Annotated in this window: 9 protein-coding genes; 4 read left to right on the top strand and 5 right to left on the bottom strand. The window is 72.1% G+C overall.

Translation table 11 applies throughout. The features are described 5' to 3' along the window. The first annotated feature begins 162 nt into the window (after positions 1-162). Positions 163-3,570: an AfsR/SARP family transcriptional regulator gene (locus ACZ60Q_RS01770; RefSeq protein WP_469626843.1), complete on the top strand. Its 3,408-nt coding sequence runs from the start codon at positions 163-165 to the stop codon at positions 3,568-3,570. Between the two features lie 22 nt (positions 3,571-3,592). On the opposite strand, the gene ACZ60Q_RS01765 is transcribed toward ACZ60Q_RS01770, so the two are convergent. The 3 genes from ACZ60Q_RS01765 to panB all read right to left on the bottom strand — a co-directional run bounded on the left by ACZ60Q_RS01765 (position 3,593) and on the right by panB (position 6,566). Beyond that, positions 3,593-4,438: an ABC transporter permease gene (locus tag ACZ60Q_RS01765; RefSeq protein ID WP_469626840.1), complete on the bottom strand. Its 846-nt coding sequence runs from the start codon at positions 4,436-4,438 to the stop codon at positions 3,593-3,595. Next, a complete protein-coding gene (locus ACZ60Q_RS01760; RefSeq protein ID WP_469626838.1) occupies positions 4,435-5,448 on the bottom strand; it encodes an ATP-binding cassette domain-containing protein in 1,014 nt (337 codons plus the stop codon). Before ACZ60Q_RS01760 ends, ACZ60Q_RS01765 begins: the two co-directional genes overlap by 4 nt. Positions 5,449-5,645: 197 nt before the next feature. Further along, complete coding sequence (gene panB, locus ACZ60Q_RS01755) at positions 5,646-6,566, bottom strand: 3-methyl-2-oxobutanoate hydroxymethyltransferase (RefSeq protein WP_469626835.1); 921 nt, start codon at positions 6,564-6,566, stop codon at positions 5,646-5,648. 180 nt (positions 6,567-6,746) lie between these two features. Here panB and ACZ60Q_RS01750 point away from each other — a divergent pair, with 180 nt between their 5' ends. The 3 genes from ACZ60Q_RS01750 to ACZ60Q_RS01740 all read left to right on the top strand — a co-directional run bounded on the left by ACZ60Q_RS01750 (position 6,747) and on the right by ACZ60Q_RS01740 (position 10,431). Next, positions 6,747-8,360, top strand: a complete 1,614-nt coding sequence (locus tag ACZ60Q_RS01750; protein WP_469626833.1) for a DHA2 family efflux MFS transporter permease subunit — start codon at positions 6,747-6,749, stop codon at positions 8,358-8,360. A gap of 180 nt (positions 8,361-8,540) precedes the next feature. Then, complete coding sequence (locus ACZ60Q_RS01745; protein WP_469626830.1) at positions 8,541-9,206, top strand: TetR/AcrR family transcriptional regulator; 666 nt, start codon at positions 8,541-8,543, stop codon at positions 9,204-9,206. 199 nt (positions 9,207-9,405) lie between these two features. Continuing rightward, positions 9,406-10,431, top strand: a complete 1,026-nt coding sequence (locus tag ACZ60Q_RS01740) for an endonuclease/exonuclease/phosphatase family protein (protein ID WP_469626828.1) — start codon at positions 9,406-9,408, stop codon at positions 10,429-10,431. Between the two features lie 102 nt (positions 10,432-10,533). Here ACZ60Q_RS01740 and ACZ60Q_RS01735 read toward each other — a convergent pair whose 3' ends face one another. After that, positions 10,534-12,288 (bottom strand): NAD+ synthase, encoded by a 1,755-nt coding sequence (locus ACZ60Q_RS01735; RefSeq protein ID WP_469626825.1) that lies wholly within the window; start codon positions 12,286-12,288, stop codon positions 10,534-10,536. A 122-nt stretch (positions 12,289-12,410) separates the two neighbouring features. Continuing rightward, positions 12,411-13,982 (bottom strand): multicopper oxidase family protein, encoded by a 1,572-nt coding sequence (locus tag ACZ60Q_RS01730; protein WP_469626823.1) that lies wholly within the window; start codon positions 13,980-13,982, stop codon positions 12,411-12,413. Positions 13,983-14,050: the final 68 nt, after the last annotated feature.

Raw genomic sequence — 14,050 nt, 5'->3', positions numbered from 1 at the left:
GGGACGCGTGGATCAGGGGATGCGGGAAGAACGGCCGGGATGCGTGAACAGTGCAGGCGGGAAGGGTGATCGTACGGTCCGACAGGGCTGGAACGCCGGAGACCGTTTGTGGAGTTCCACCCGGTCAACGCCGCGCCCCTCTCCGTCACGGACAATGGGCCCGTGCGCTACCGCATCCTCGGCACCACCCGGGCACTCCGCGACGACGGCACGGCCGTCCCCCTCGGCGGGGCGCGGCTGCGCGCCCTGCTCACCGTGCTCGCGCTGCGCCCCGGCCGGACCGTCCCCGCCGGAGTCCTCGTCGACGAGGTGTGGGACGGCGACCCGCCCGCCGACGCGGCCGGCGCCCTCCAGGCCCTGGTCGGGAGGGCGCGGCGGGCCCTGGGCCGGAGCGCCGTCGATTCCGTGGAGGGCGGCTACCGGCTCGCCGCCCCGCCGGACGCCGTGGACCTGTACCGCTTCGAACGCCTGGCGGGGGAGGGGAGCCGGGCCCTGGAGGACGGGGACGCGTCGCGTGCTCTCGCCCTTCTGGGGGAGGCACTCGCCCTGTGGCACGGGCCCGCCCTCGCCGATCTGCCCGACCGCGCGGCGATGGCGTCCCGCTGGGAGGCCCGCAGGCTCGACGCGCGACGCGCCGGGCTCGGGGCCCTCCTCGCCCTCGGGAGAGCGGGGGAGGCGCTGCCGGAGCTGGCCGTTCTCTGTGACGCTCACCCGCTCGACGAACCACTCCAGGTCCTGCGTGTCACGGCCCTGCGGGGCGCCGGACGTCCCGCCGAGGCGCTGGCCGCGTACGAGGAGGTCCGCACCCTGCTCGACGACCGCCTCGGCACCGTCCCGGGCCCGGCCCTGCGCGCCCTGCACACCGAACTGCTCCACCAGGAACCGGTCGCGCCGCCCACGCCGGGGACTTTGCCCGGCCCCGCCCGGAGCACCCCGCCCGCCGTGGCCGCGGGCCTCTCCCCGGCGGCCCCGCCCGCGGCCCCACCCGCGGCCCCACCCGGGAATCTCCGGGCCCGGCTCACCAGCTTCGTCGGCCGCGACACCGACATCGCCGCCCTGCGCGAGGATCTCGGCCGCGCCCGGCTCGTCACCCTCCTCGGCCCCGGTGGCGCGGGCAAGACCCGGCTGTCCCAGGAGGCCGCGGAGGCCGCCGCCGGGGGCTGGCCCGACGGCGTCTGGCTCGCCGAACTGGCGCCCGTCGACGACCCGGACAGCGTGCCCGAAGCCGTCCTGTCCGCGCTCGGCGCCCGTGAGACGGTGCTGCGCGGAGCCGGGGCCGAGGAGTTGCGGGCCACCGACCGCACCGGTGCCGACCCCCTCGTACGTCTCACCGAACACTGTGCCCCGCGCCGGATGCTTCTCCTCCTGGACAACTGCGAGCACGTCATCGGGGCGGCGGCCGCCCTCGCCGACCGGCTGCTGACCCACTGCCCGCAGCTCACCGTCCTCGCCACCAGCCGCGAACCCCTCGGCGTGCCCGGCGAGTTCGTCCGTCCCGTCGACCCGCTGCCGGACCCGATGGCGCTGCGTCTGCTCGCCGAGCGCGGGGCGGCGGCCCGCCCCGGCTTCCGCACCGACGCGGACGAGGCGACCGCGGCCGCCTGTGCCGAGATCTGCCGCCGCCTGGACGGGCTGCCGCTCGCCATCGAACTGGCCGCCGCCCGGCTGCGGATGCTCACCCCGCGCCAGATCGCCGACCGGCTCGACGACCGCTTCCGCCTCCTCACCAACGGCAGCCGGACCGTGCTGGCGCGCCAGCAGACCCTGCGGGCCGTCGTCGACTGGTCCTGGGACCTGCTGGACGCCGCCGAACGCGCCGTTCTGCGCCGCCTCTCCGTCTTCGCCGGAGGCTGCTCCCTCACCGCCGCCGAGGAGGTCTGCGCACTGCCCGATCCGGCCGACGGCGTCGCCGTCGACTCCATGGAGGTCGCCTCCCTGCTCGGGTCCCTGGTCGACAAGTCCCTCGTCGTCGCCGCGCCCGGCGACGAGGGGGAGATGCGTTACCGGCTGCTGGAGACGGTCGGCGAATACGCCGCGGAGCGGCTGGAGGAGGCCGCCGAACGGGACGCCGTCGAACGGCGCCACCTGGTCCACTACCGGGAGCTGGCCCGGATCACCGGACCGCGGATGCGTGGCGCCGGACAGCGGGAGACCATCGCGGTCTTCCAGCGCGAGTACGAGAACATCCGCACCGCGCTCCGCCACGCCGTCGCCGCCCGGGAGGAGCACGAGGCCCTCTGCATCGTGCTGTCGATGTCCTGGTACTGGATGCTGCGGGATCTGAGCTCGGAAGCCCGCCAGTGGGCCGAGTCCGCGTCCTCGCTCGGCCCCGACCCCTTCGCCCCGCCCGGTGTCCGGGCTCCGGTGCTCAGGGAAGGGGCCATCGACCGGCCGCCGCCGATGGACGACGAACAGCTCGCCGAGGCGCGGCGCGGGGTGGCGCTGATCCACCTGTCCGGTGTGGACAACGCGATCAGCGCGTGGTCGACCCCCGAAGGCAAGGCGCGCCTGAGGACCATCGCGGACACCTACCGGCCCGGCATGCCCCAGACCTGCCGCATGCCCGGAATATTCTGGCTGTTCGCGGTCATGCTCACCGGCGACATGGACCAGCTGTTCGCGGTGCTCGACGAGACGGTCCGGGCCTCCCGGCTCCATGGCGGCGAGTGGGAGCTGGGCTCCGCGCTCCACACCCGCGCCAACCTCCTGTCCAACAGCCCCGAACGGGTCGCGGACGCGCGCGCCGACGCCGACGAGAGCCTGGAGATCTACACCCGGCTGGGCGACGACTGGGGCGTTGCCGAGGCACTTTCCGCGCGGGGGGAGGCCAATGAGCGCGCCGGGGACTTCCTGGCCGCCCTGGACGACTACCGGGCCGCCGTGGAGTACGCGCGGAAGATCGGCGCCCAGAGCCAGGCGGCGCTGTTGCGCGCCCGGTACGCCGGAGCCCTCATCGAGCTCGACCGTCTCCCGGAGGCCGAGGCCATCCTGCGTGACGTCACCGAGAACGGCCGGCAGTCCGGTCATGAGGCGACACCGATGGCCCGCATCCACCTGGGGTTCGTCCTCGGGCTCCAGGGGCGGGTGGACGAGGCCCGTCAGCAGGCGCACTTGGTCCGCGAGGACTTCAAGTCCCGCGATGTCGCCGTCTTCGGCGGCTTCGTCTACGGCGTGCTGGCCTGGCTGGACAACCTCGACGGCGCCCACGCCTCCGCCCTCGACAACGCGCTGATCGCGCTGGAAGGCGCGCGCGAGCCGCTGTCGATGATGGTGGCCCCGCATATGCCCTCGGCCCATCTCACGGCCATCGCCCACGCGTTCGCGGGGATCGGTGGCGCCGACGCGGCGAAGGACGCCGCCCGGCTGCTGGCGTGCCAGGCGACCCTCCTGCCCAAGGGGTATGTGCCGAGCGTGATGGAGCACCGCAACCTGGTCCTCGCCGAGCGGGCCGCCCGCGCGCGGCTCGGCGACGACGCGGCGTACGAGGCGGCGTACGAGGAGGGCGGTGGCCTCACTCTCGACGAGGCCACCGCCCTGGCGCAGACGTACCGGTCGGCTCCGTCGCCTTGACGGCCCTTTGACGGCTCCTGGTTCAGGCCTTCTTGCGGAACTTCGCGACCGCCAGCGGAGCCATCACCAGCGTGATGCCGGCGGCCCAGGCGAGCGTCATCCAGACCGAGTGGGCGACCGGGCCGCCGCCCATCAGGCCGCGCACCGCGTCGGCCAGGTTGGACAGCGGGTTGTAGTCGGTGAAGACCTGGAGCCAGCCCGGCATGGTCCGGGTCGGGACGAAGATCGAAGAACCGAACTGCAGGGGCATCAGCACCAGCATCCCCATTCCCTGGACCGCCTGGGCCGTCGGCAGACTGAGCCCGACCAGGATGAAGATCCACATGATGGCCGCGGCGAACACTCCCGACAGCGCGACCGCCGCGAGGAGACCGAGCACGGACGTCCGCAACTCCATGCCGAGGGCGAAGCCCATGACGAGCAGGATCACCGTGGCGACCATCATCCGGCCCAGCTCGACCACGATCTTGGCGATCAGTACCGAGGAACGGGCGATCGGCATCGTCCGGAACCGGTCCATGACGCCCTTGCGGAAGTCGTCGTTGACGCCGGTTCCGACGGCCATGGCGATGTTCATGCCCATCATCGCCATCAGTCCCGGAATCAGGTAGTTCAGGTAGTCCTGCCGGTTGCCGCCGAGGCTCGCGCCGACCGAGCCGCCGAAGACGTACACGAACAGCAGCGTGAAGATGACCGGCATCAGAAGGACGTCGAACATCGACTCCGGGTCCTTCTTGATCTGGAGCAGATTGCGCCGCGCCAGGGCCCCGATGTGCCGAAGGTTGCCCCGCGGGCCGATCCGGCCCTCGTCGGTCACCACCTTCGTGGACGGCTCGGCGGGGGCGGGGGCCAGTGTCGTGGTGCTCACGCGGCGACCTCCTGGGAAGCCTGGTCGGAGAGGGGCGAGGCCTTGTCGCCGGTGATCGCGAGGAACACCTCGTCGAGGCTGGGCAGGGCGGTCGCGACATGGGCGAGGGAGAAACCCCGGACGCCCAGCAGCCCGATGACGGCGGTCAGTTGCTCGTCGCTGAGGATCGGTACGTACAACAGGCCCTCGTCCGGCACCGCCTGCGCGCCGGCGATGCCGTCGAGGCCCGCCTCCCGGATCGCCCGCGCCATCGCGGCCAGCTCCGCCGGGTCCGAGGGCCGGATCTGGAGGGTGCGTCCGCCGACCTTCGCCTTCAGTTCGTCGACCCCGCCCCGGGCGATGATCCTCCCGCGGTCGATCACGGTCAGCTCCTTGGCGAGCTGCTCCGCCTCCTCCATGTACTGGGTGGTCAGAAGTACGGTCGCCCCCTCGGCGACCATCCGCTGTACCTCGTCCCAGACCTCGTTGCGGGTCCGGGGATCGAGCCCCGTCGTCGGCTCGTCCAGGTAGAGCACGGAGGGGTTGCCGATCATGGAGGCGGCCAGGTCGAGCCGGCGGCGCATCCCGCCGGAGTACTCCATGCTGGCCCGCTTGCCCGCCTCGGTGAGCGAGAACCGCTCCAGCAGCTCGTCCGCGCGGGCCCTCGCCTTCTTGCGGGGCAGATCGAGCAGCCGCCCGATCATGTAGAGGTTCTCCCAGCCGGAGAGCTTCTCGTCGACCGAGGCGTACTGCCCGGTGAGGCCGATGGTGCGGCGGAGCTGCCGGGGTTGCCTCACCACGTCGTAGCCCGCGACGACCGCGTGGCCGGAGTCGGGGGTGATCAGGGTGGACAGGCAGCGTACGAGGGTGGTCTTGCCGGCGCCGTTGGGGCCGAGTACACCGAGAACGGTGCCTTCGCGGACGTCGAGGTCCACGCCGTCCAGTGCCTTGGTCTCGCCGTAGTGCTTGACCAGCCCCCGCACTTCGACGGCGTTCCGGCCGCTGCTGGGGTTCTTGTCGATTCGTTCCATGCCCACCAGCAGACCAGCGCCCACCGACAACTCACCGACAGCCCGCCGACAGCCCGCCGATGGGGCCCGGCGCCGGGCCCCGCACGGGCGACAGCCCGCCGAAGGGGGGACGCCGGCGGGCTGTCGGTGATGCGGGAAATGGCTGGTGGGCACGGGATGAAGGCGCGCCGAAAGGCCCGTGGGTCAGTGCGCGGGCATCAGTGGAAGGTGTGCTCCGGAGCCGGGAACGTGCCGCCGACGACCTCGTCCGCGAACTCCTTCGCGGCGGCGCCGAGCACCTGGCGCAGGTTCGCGTACTGCTTGGTGAAGCGCGGCACCTTGCCGCCGGTCAGCCCGACCATGTCCGTGTAGACGAGCACCTGGGCGTCGGTCGCGGAACCGGCGCCGATGCCGATGGTCGGGATGTGCAGCGCCCGGGTGACCTCGGCGGCCAGCTCGGCCGGCACCAGCTCCAGAACGACGGCGAACGCGCCCGCGTCCTGCACGGCCTTGGCGTCGCGCAGCAGCTGCTGCGCGGCCTCCTCGCCGCGCCCCTGGACCCGGTAGCCCATCGCGTTGACGGACTGCGGCGTCAGGCCGATGTGGCCCATGACCGGGATGCCGGCCTCGACCAGCAGGCGGATCTGCTCGTGGGACCGCTCGCCGCCCTCCAGCTTGACCGCGCCGACGCCCGACTCCTTGACCAGCCGGGTGGCGTTGCGCAGCGCCTGGACGGGACCCTCCTGGTAGGAGCCGAAGGGCAGGTCGCCGACGACGAGGGCGCGCTTGGTGCCCCGGACGACGGCGGCGGACAGCATGGCGATCTCGTCCATCGTGACGGGCACGGTGGTCTCGTAGCCGAGGTGGACATTGCCCATCGAGTCCCCGACGAGCATGACCGGGATGCCGGCCTCGTCGAAGACGGACGCGGTCATCGCGTCGTAGGCGGTGAGCATCGGCCACTTCTCGCCGCGCTCCGTGGCGGCGGCGATGTCGTGGACGGTGACGCGGCGGGTGGACTTCCCTCCGTACAGCGCTCCGCTGCTGATCGCGGACGCACCTGCGGGGGAGGAGGTGCCCGTGCGGGAAGCGGAGGTATCCGTGGGGGGAGACGGATTCTGTGCAGCCTGAAGCGACATGGCCGGTGGCTCCTTCGTCATCTCGAGGCGCCCTGACGGCGTCCCCGGATCCCTTCCATGGTGGCATCCCGCCCCGCCGCTCGGGAAGTGGTCCCGCACGCGTGTCCGAACGGCGAGCGGCAGGGAAATCTTTAACAATACGAGACGGTATCGTATCGAAATGAGGTTAGGATCGTCCCCATGCCCATCCCGTCCGGTGCTCCCGCCGCCGCGCCCCGTGTTCCCGAGGCGATCCACCGCCGCCGCTGGTGGATCCTCGCCGTCCTCATGTTCAGCCTGCTCATCGTGGTGCTGGACAACTCGATCCTGAACGTCGCGGTCAAGACGATCGCGAGTCCCGCCCCCACCGGCATCGGCGCCACCCAGGGCGAGCTGGAGTGGGCGATCAACTCCTACACGCTCGTCTTCGCCGGGCTGCTGTTCACCGCGGGCCTGCTCGGCGACCGGATCGGACGCAGGAAGGTCCTGCTCGCCGGCATCCTGGTCTTCGGCGTCGGCTCCGCGCTGGCCGCGTTCTCCGCCTCGCCCGGTGAGCTCATCACCTGGCGGGCGCTGATGGGCTTCGGCGCGGCCTTCGTGATGCCCGCCACCCTCGCCGTCCTGATGAACATCTTCGAGCGCGACGAGCAGCCCAAGGCCATCGGCATCTGGGCGGGCAGCGTCGGACTCGGCATCGCCATCGGCCCGATCACCGGCGGGCTGCTCCTGGAGCACTTCTGGTGGGGCTCGATCTTCCTGGTGAACGTCCCCGTGGTCGTGATCGCCTTGGTCGCCATGGCGATCCTGGTCCCGGACTCCCGCGACCCGAAGCCAGGCAAGGTCGACCCCGTGGGCGTCGTGCTGTCCATCGTGGGCCTGGTCCTGCTGGTGTACGGGATCATCCGGGGCGGCGAACTGGCCGACTTCACCGACACCACCGTCCTCATCGCCATCGTCGGCGGACTGCTGGTGCTGGCCGGATTCGTCTGGCACGAGAGGCGCAGCCGCCACCCGGCCATCGACATCACGTACTTCCGCGAGCCCGCGTTCTCCGCCGCCGTCGCCGCCATCGCGCTGGTGTTCTTCGCGCTCATGGGCGTGACCTTCTTCTCCGCCTTCTACCTCCAGAGCGTGCGTGGCTACACCGCCCTGGAGTCGGGCCTGCTGATCGTTCCGCTCGCCGCCGCCCAGATGATCTTCGCGCCCCGGGCCCGGCTGGTCGTCGACCGCTTCGGCGCCCGCTCGGTCTGCACGGTGGGCATGCTGTTCGTCGCCACCGGACTCGCGTCGTTCGCCCTGTTCGGCACCGGAACGCCGGTGTGGGTGATGTGCCTCGTCTTCTTCGCTCTGGGCACCGGGATGGCGCACATCATGCCGCCCGTCACCGTCGCCGTGATGCAGGCGCTGCCCCGCGAGAAGGCCGGTTCCGGATCCGCCATCAACAACACCTTCCGCCAGGTCGGCGGGGCGCTCGGGATCGCGGTACTCGGCTCGGTGCTCTCCACCGTCTACCGGGGCGACATCGAGGGCCACCTCGGCGCCCTGCCGGCCGAGGTCAGGGGCGTGGCGGGCGAGTCCATCGAGGCCACGCTCGCCGTCGCCGAGAAGCTCGGCCCGGTGGCCGGAGAGCCGCTGGTCGCCGCCGCCAACGACGCGTTCATCAGCGCCATGCACATGACCGCGCTCGGCTCGGCGGCCGTCGCCCTGATCGGTGCCGTCGTCGTGGGCCTGTTCCTGCCCGGCCGGACCCCGGCGTCGACCGGGGCCCCCACGGCCACGGAAGTCCCGCCCGCGAAGGAGAAGCTGAACCGCTGACGCCCAGCTGCCCCGGTGCGCCTGGGCGGGCCCGACGGGCCACGGCGGGCCCGACGGGCCCGGTGAGGCCCGTCGCTCCGGGCCTCCCGGGTCGGCGAGAATCGGGGCGACGTTGTGTACGTACCGGGGCGACAGTCGCGGACGTACGCGGAACGACAGCGCGGCGAGAGGCGGCTTCAGGTGCAAGGCCAGGACGGCGAGCGGGACCGGTGCGGGGCACGGGACGGGGGCGATCCGCCGGCCGGCCCGGCGGATCCGGAACCCCGCCGCGGACGGCCCCGCTCCGCCGCGGCGGAGCGGGCGATCCTGGACGCCGTCATCGCCCTCCTGGAGGCGGGCGAGCCGCTGTCGGGCCTCTCCATCGAGCGCATCGCGCGCACCGCGGGTGTCGGCAAGGCCACCATCTACCGGCGCTGGAGCGGAAAAGAAGAACTGTTCGTCGACGTCGTACGCGCCATGGAGCCCACCGACCCGCCCGTCTCCGGCACCGCCGGACTCGCCGACCTGCGCGTCATGCTGGAATCGATGCGCACCCGGGGCCTCGCCCAGCGTTCCTCGGTGCTCCTGGTCAACATCTTCGCCCAGATGAAGAGCCACCCGAAGCTGTGGCAGGAGTACTTCTCCACGGTGATCGCCCCCCGGCGCGTCGCGATGCTGGAGGCGGTGCGGCGCGCCGTCGCCGCCGGGGAACTGCGCGACGACCTCGACGTGGAGCTGATCGACGACCTCTTCGTGGGCCCCATGCTCGTCCGCACGGTGCACCGCCCCGACGCGCCGCTCCCCGAGGACCTCGTGGACCGCGTCATCGCCGCCCTGCTGGGAGGGCTCGCCCCCGTACGCGTGTGATTGTTCTGTCACAAGGCCCCCCGTCCGGCCACGCACCGGAACCCGTCGTCCCGCCTCCGTCGTCCTGGTTTCCGTACGGGCACTCCGTACGGTCGTGGGACGTCGGGCGGGTCTGTGGGCCGACGGCCGGAAAGACGCCGTTCATCGCCTAGGGTCGGAGGCGCGGCGATGTACAGGGCAAGGCAGTGAGGACAGCGCGATGGTGCAGGCGTACGGAGCGGACACGGACAACGGCAGCGCGGAGCGGCCGGCGGCCGGCGGGCCCCGCCTACGGGGCCTGTGGGACAGACTGAGGTCCGACCGGGGCATCTGGCGGCGCGGGATCGCGCTGGCCCTCTGCTCGGTGCTGCTGACCCTGCTGATGGTCGTCCACGCGCAGATCCCCAACCGGCTCGGCAACCTCGGCAGCCTCATTGAGACGTTCCTGCCGTGGGTCGCGCTCCTTGTCCCGGTGCTGCTGATCCTCGGCCTGCTGCGGCGCTCGGCGACCGCCCTGATCGCGCTGCTGCTGCCCGCCGTGGTCTGGCTCAACGTCTTCGGGGGGCTTCTCACCGACAAGTCCGGCGGCGGCGGCGACCTCACCGTCGCCACCCACAACGTCAACGCGGGCAACCCCGACCCCGAAGGCACCGCCCAGCAGGTCGCCGGTTCCGGGGCGGACGTCGTGGCCCTCCAGGAACTCCCGGGCAAGCAGGTCTCCACATACGAGAAGTCGCTGGCCGACCGCTACCCGTACCACTCCGTCCAGGGCACGGTGGGCCTGTGGAGCAAGTACCCGCTGACCGACACCAAGCCCGTCGACATCAAGATGGGCTGGACCCGGGCGATGCGCTCGACGGTCACCACCCCGCAGGGCGAGATCGCGGTGTACGTGGCCCACCTGCCGTCCGTCCGCGTGAAGCTGCACGCCGGGTTCACCGCCAACCAGCGCGACGACAGCGCCGACGCGCTCGGCGAGGCCATCTCCGACGAACGGATCGAGCGCGTCGTCCTGCTCGGCGACCTGAACGGCACGATGAACGACCGCTCGCTGAACGCGGTCACCGCGCAGATGCGCTCCACCCAGGGCGCGGCGGGCGACGGCTTCGGATTCAGCTGGCCCGCCTCGTTCCCGATGGCCCGGATCGACCAGATCATGGTCAAGGGCGTCGAGCCGCTGGCCTCCTGGACCCTCGCGGCGACCGACAGCGACCATCTCCCGATCGCGGCCCGCGTGGAGCTGTGACCGCCCTCGCGCAACCGGCAGTTCACCTCAGGGCACAGAACCTCCGCCCGGCGCCCGAGGACGAAGGCGGCCACCGGACGCCTCCGGTGTACGCCGCCCCCGCTACGACGACTCGCGCCACCGGCTCGTGATCGGCAGCCGCCGGTCCTTGCCGAACCCCTTGGGCGAGATCTTCGTCCCCGGCGGGTACTGCCGCCGCTTGTACTCGGCCGCGTCCACCATCCGCAGCGTCTTCGCCACCAGCTCCGCGTCGAACCCCGCCGCCACGATGGCGTCAAGACCCTGGTCCCGGTCGACGTACATCTCCAGGATCGCGTCCAGGACGTCGTAGTCCGGCAGTGAGTCCGTGTCGACCTGCCCCGGCCGCAGCTCCGCGCTCGGCGGTTTGGTGATCGAGGTCTCCGGGATCGGCGGGGTCTGCCCCCGATCCTCGGCGGCCCGGTTGCGCCACTTCGCCAGCCGGAACACCGACGACTTGTAGACGTCCTTGATCGGCCCGTACGCGCCGACCGCGTCCCCGTACAGCGTGGAGTAGCCGACCGCCAGCTCGGACTTGTTGCCCGGCGCCAGCACGATCTGCCCCTCCTGGTTGGACAGGGCCATCAGCATCGTGCCGCGCAGCCGCGCCTGGAGGTTCTCCTCGGCGAGGCCGGTGAGCTGGAGTGACTCCATATAGGCGTCGAACATCGGCTCGATCGGTACGGTGCGGAAGTTCAGCCCCGTCCGCCGCGCCAGCTCGGCCGCGTCGCCCTTGGAGTGGTCCGAGGAGTACTTCGACGGCATCGAGACGCCGTACACGTGCTCAGCGCCGAGCGCGTCGCAGGCGATGGCCGCGCAGATCGCCGAGTCGATGCCGCCGGAGAGCCCGATCAGCACGCTGCTGAAACCGTTCTTCGCGGCGTACGCGCGCAGCCCGACGACCAGTGCGGAGTAGATCTCCTCCTCGTTCCCCAGCCGCTCCGCGTACCCGCCCGCCAGCTCCGGCTCGTACGCGTCCACGGGCCGGTCGGACAGCACCACATGGTCGATGCGCAGCCCGTCGTCCACCACACCGGAGGGCGCCACGGCCGCGGCGGCGGGCAGCTCCAGATCGAGGATGACGCTGCCCTCGGAGAACTGCGGGGCGCGGGCGATGACCTCGCCCTCCTTGTCGACGACGATCGAGTCGCCGTCGAAGACCAGCTCGTCCTGTCCGCCGATCATCGCCAGATAGGCCGTCGTGCAGCCGGCCTCCTGGGCCCGCTTGCGGACCAGCTCCAGCCGGGTGTCGTCCTTGTCCCGCTCGTACGGCGAGGCGTTGATCGACAGCAGCAGCCCGGCCCCGGCGGACCGGGCGGCCGGGACGCGCCCGCCGTCCTGCCACAGGTCCTCGCAGATCGCGAGGGCCACGTCGATGCCGTGGATCCGGACGACGGGCATCGAGTCGCCCGGCACGAAGTACCGGAACTCGTCGAACACCCCGTAGTTCGGCAGGTGGTGCTTGGCGAAGTTGAGGGCGATCCCACCGCGGTGCAGCACGGCAGCGGCGTTGCGCGGCGAGCCGGCCGGCTGTCCGTAGCGCGCCGCGGCGTGCTCGGAGCGGTCCAGGTAGCCGACGACGACCGGCAGTTCGCCGAAGCCCTCCGCGTCGAGCCGGACGGCCAGCGCACCCAGCGCCTGACGCGAGGCCTCGACGAAGGACGACCGCAGGGCCAGGTCCTCGACGGGGTATCCGGTCAGCACCATCTCGGGGAACGCCACCAGATGGGCGCCCTGCTCAGCGGCGTGCCGGGTCCAGTGGACGATCGCCTCCGCGTTGCCGACGAGGTCGCCGACGGTGGAGTCGATCTGATTCAGTGCGAGGCGTAGTTGAGGCACGCCGCCCAGTGTAATCGTCTTTCTGACGCGATGCCCCGGTGGGCCGGGCAAAAACTGCCCCGGCCCACCGGAACCGCAAGTCGAAGCCGCTATCGGCCCCCACCCGCCGGGGTCCGGGAGGGTCAGCCCCGGTAGCCGAGGACCGTCATCATCCCCGCCTCCGCGTGGTAGACGTTGTGGCAGTGGACCATCCACAGCCCCGGGTTGTCGGCGTCGAACTCCACGGTCAGCGACCGGTGCGGCAGCACGATCGCGGTGTCCTTACGGGCCCCGGCGGCGTTCCCGCCGAGCGCGAAGGTGTGCCCGTGCAGATGCAGCGGGTGCCACATGGCCGTCCCGTTGTCGAAGACGATCCGCACCCGCTCGCCCGCCTCCACCGGCCTGCGCTGCCCGGCCTCGTACGGCTTCCCGTCGAAGGCCCAGTCGTACGTCGCCATCCCGCCGGTGAGCCGCATCCGGATCGTCCGGTCCGGTGCGCGGGCGGGCAGTGCCACCGACGGGTCCGGCACCAGCCGCCCCGCCTCCACCAGCTTCCCGTCCAGCTCCTTGGGCCGTACGGAAGCGGTGGGTGCGGCCCCGCTCCCGGTCCGCAGTACGGCCAGCGCGGACGCCTTCTTCCCCTCGGCCAGCGCGGTCAGCGGGAAGACCCCGTCGCCGGCGGTGACGAGCACGTCGTACCGTTCGCCCATCCCCAGCAGCAGCGCGTCACCCGTGGTGTGCCGGACCGGGAACCCGTCGGTGTGCGTCACGGTCATCCGGTGCCCACCGAGCGCGACCCGGAAGGCGGTGTCGCCACCGGCGTTGATGATCCGCAGCCGGATGCGGTCGCCGGGCCGCGCGGAGAAGGAGGACGGGTCCCCCGGCACCCGCCCGTTGACCAGGTAGTGCGGGTAGGCCACATCTCCGGCGTCCCCGCCGAGCAGCTCACTGGTGGCCCCCATCATCATCCGCGAGGGCCCGTCACCACTCTCGCCCTCCTCGCCCGACATGGTGTGCGCGCCGTGGTCCATCCCGCCGCCCATGCCCCCGGACAACTCCTTGAGCACGGCGTCCGGAGTCGATCCGTCCACCCCGTCGACCCAGTCGTCGAGGACGACGACCCACTCCTTGTCGTACGCCAACGGCTCCTTCGGGTCCTCGACGATCAGCGGCGCGTACAGTCCCCGGTCCTGCTGGACGCCGGAGTGGGGGTGGAACCAGTACGTCCCCGGATGCGGCACGGCGAACCGGTAGGCGAAGTCGGCCCCCGGCGCGATGTCCCGCTGGGTCAGCCCGGGGACCCCGTCCATGTCGTTGCGCAGGGCGAGCCCGTGCCAGTGCAGGGAGGTGGGCTCCGGCAGATGGTTGGCGAGGGTGAGAGCGAGCGTGTCGCCCGCCGTCACCCGCACCTCGCGCCCGGGAAGCCGGTCCCCGTACGCCCAGGAGGCGACGGTCCGCCCGCCGCCGAGATCGAGCCGGGCGCGGGTGGCGGTGAGGGAGACCTTGCGCACGGGACCGGAGCCGCGCGCGGCCTCGGCCGCCTCGACTTCCTTGCCGCCGGGCGAGACGTACGTACCGGGGTCCTGGGCTCCGCCGGGGGAGTGCGCCCCGCCGTGATCGCCGCCGCCACCGTCGGAACAGGCGGCGAGGGCTCCCGTGCCGGCGACGGCGAGAGCGGCGCCGAGCACGGCGCGTCGAGTGGGTTGCGTGGGCATGCCGAATACACCTCTGAAGAACTGAAGGGCTGTCGATGCTGGGAGGGGGCGGAGGTGAAACGCCCACT

This window comes from Streptomyces sp. NPDC104313 (assembly GCF_055583985.1).
This window is presented reverse-complemented; position numbering and strand designations above follow the sequence as displayed.

Coding starts and splice junctions, on each gene's coding strand:
- ACZ60Q_RS01760 (WP_469626838.1), bottom strand. CDS start 5,448: ATGGAACGAATCGACAAGAACCCCAGCAGCGGCCGGAACGCCGTCGAA.
- panB (WP_469626835.1), bottom strand. CDS start 6,566: ATGTCGCTTCAGGCTGCACAGAATCCGTCTCCCCCCACGGATACCTCC.
- ACZ60Q_RS01750 (WP_469626833.1), top strand. CDS start 6,747: ATGCCCATCCCGTCCGGTGCTCCCGCCGCCGCGCCCCGTGTTCCCGAG.
- ACZ60Q_RS01740 (WP_469626828.1), top strand. CDS start 9,406: ATGGTGCAGGCGTACGGAGCGGACACGGACAACGGCAGCGCGGAGCGG.
- ACZ60Q_RS01730 (WP_469626823.1), bottom strand. CDS start 13,982: ATGCCCACGCAACCCACTCGACGCGCCGTGCTCGGCGCCGCTCTCGCC.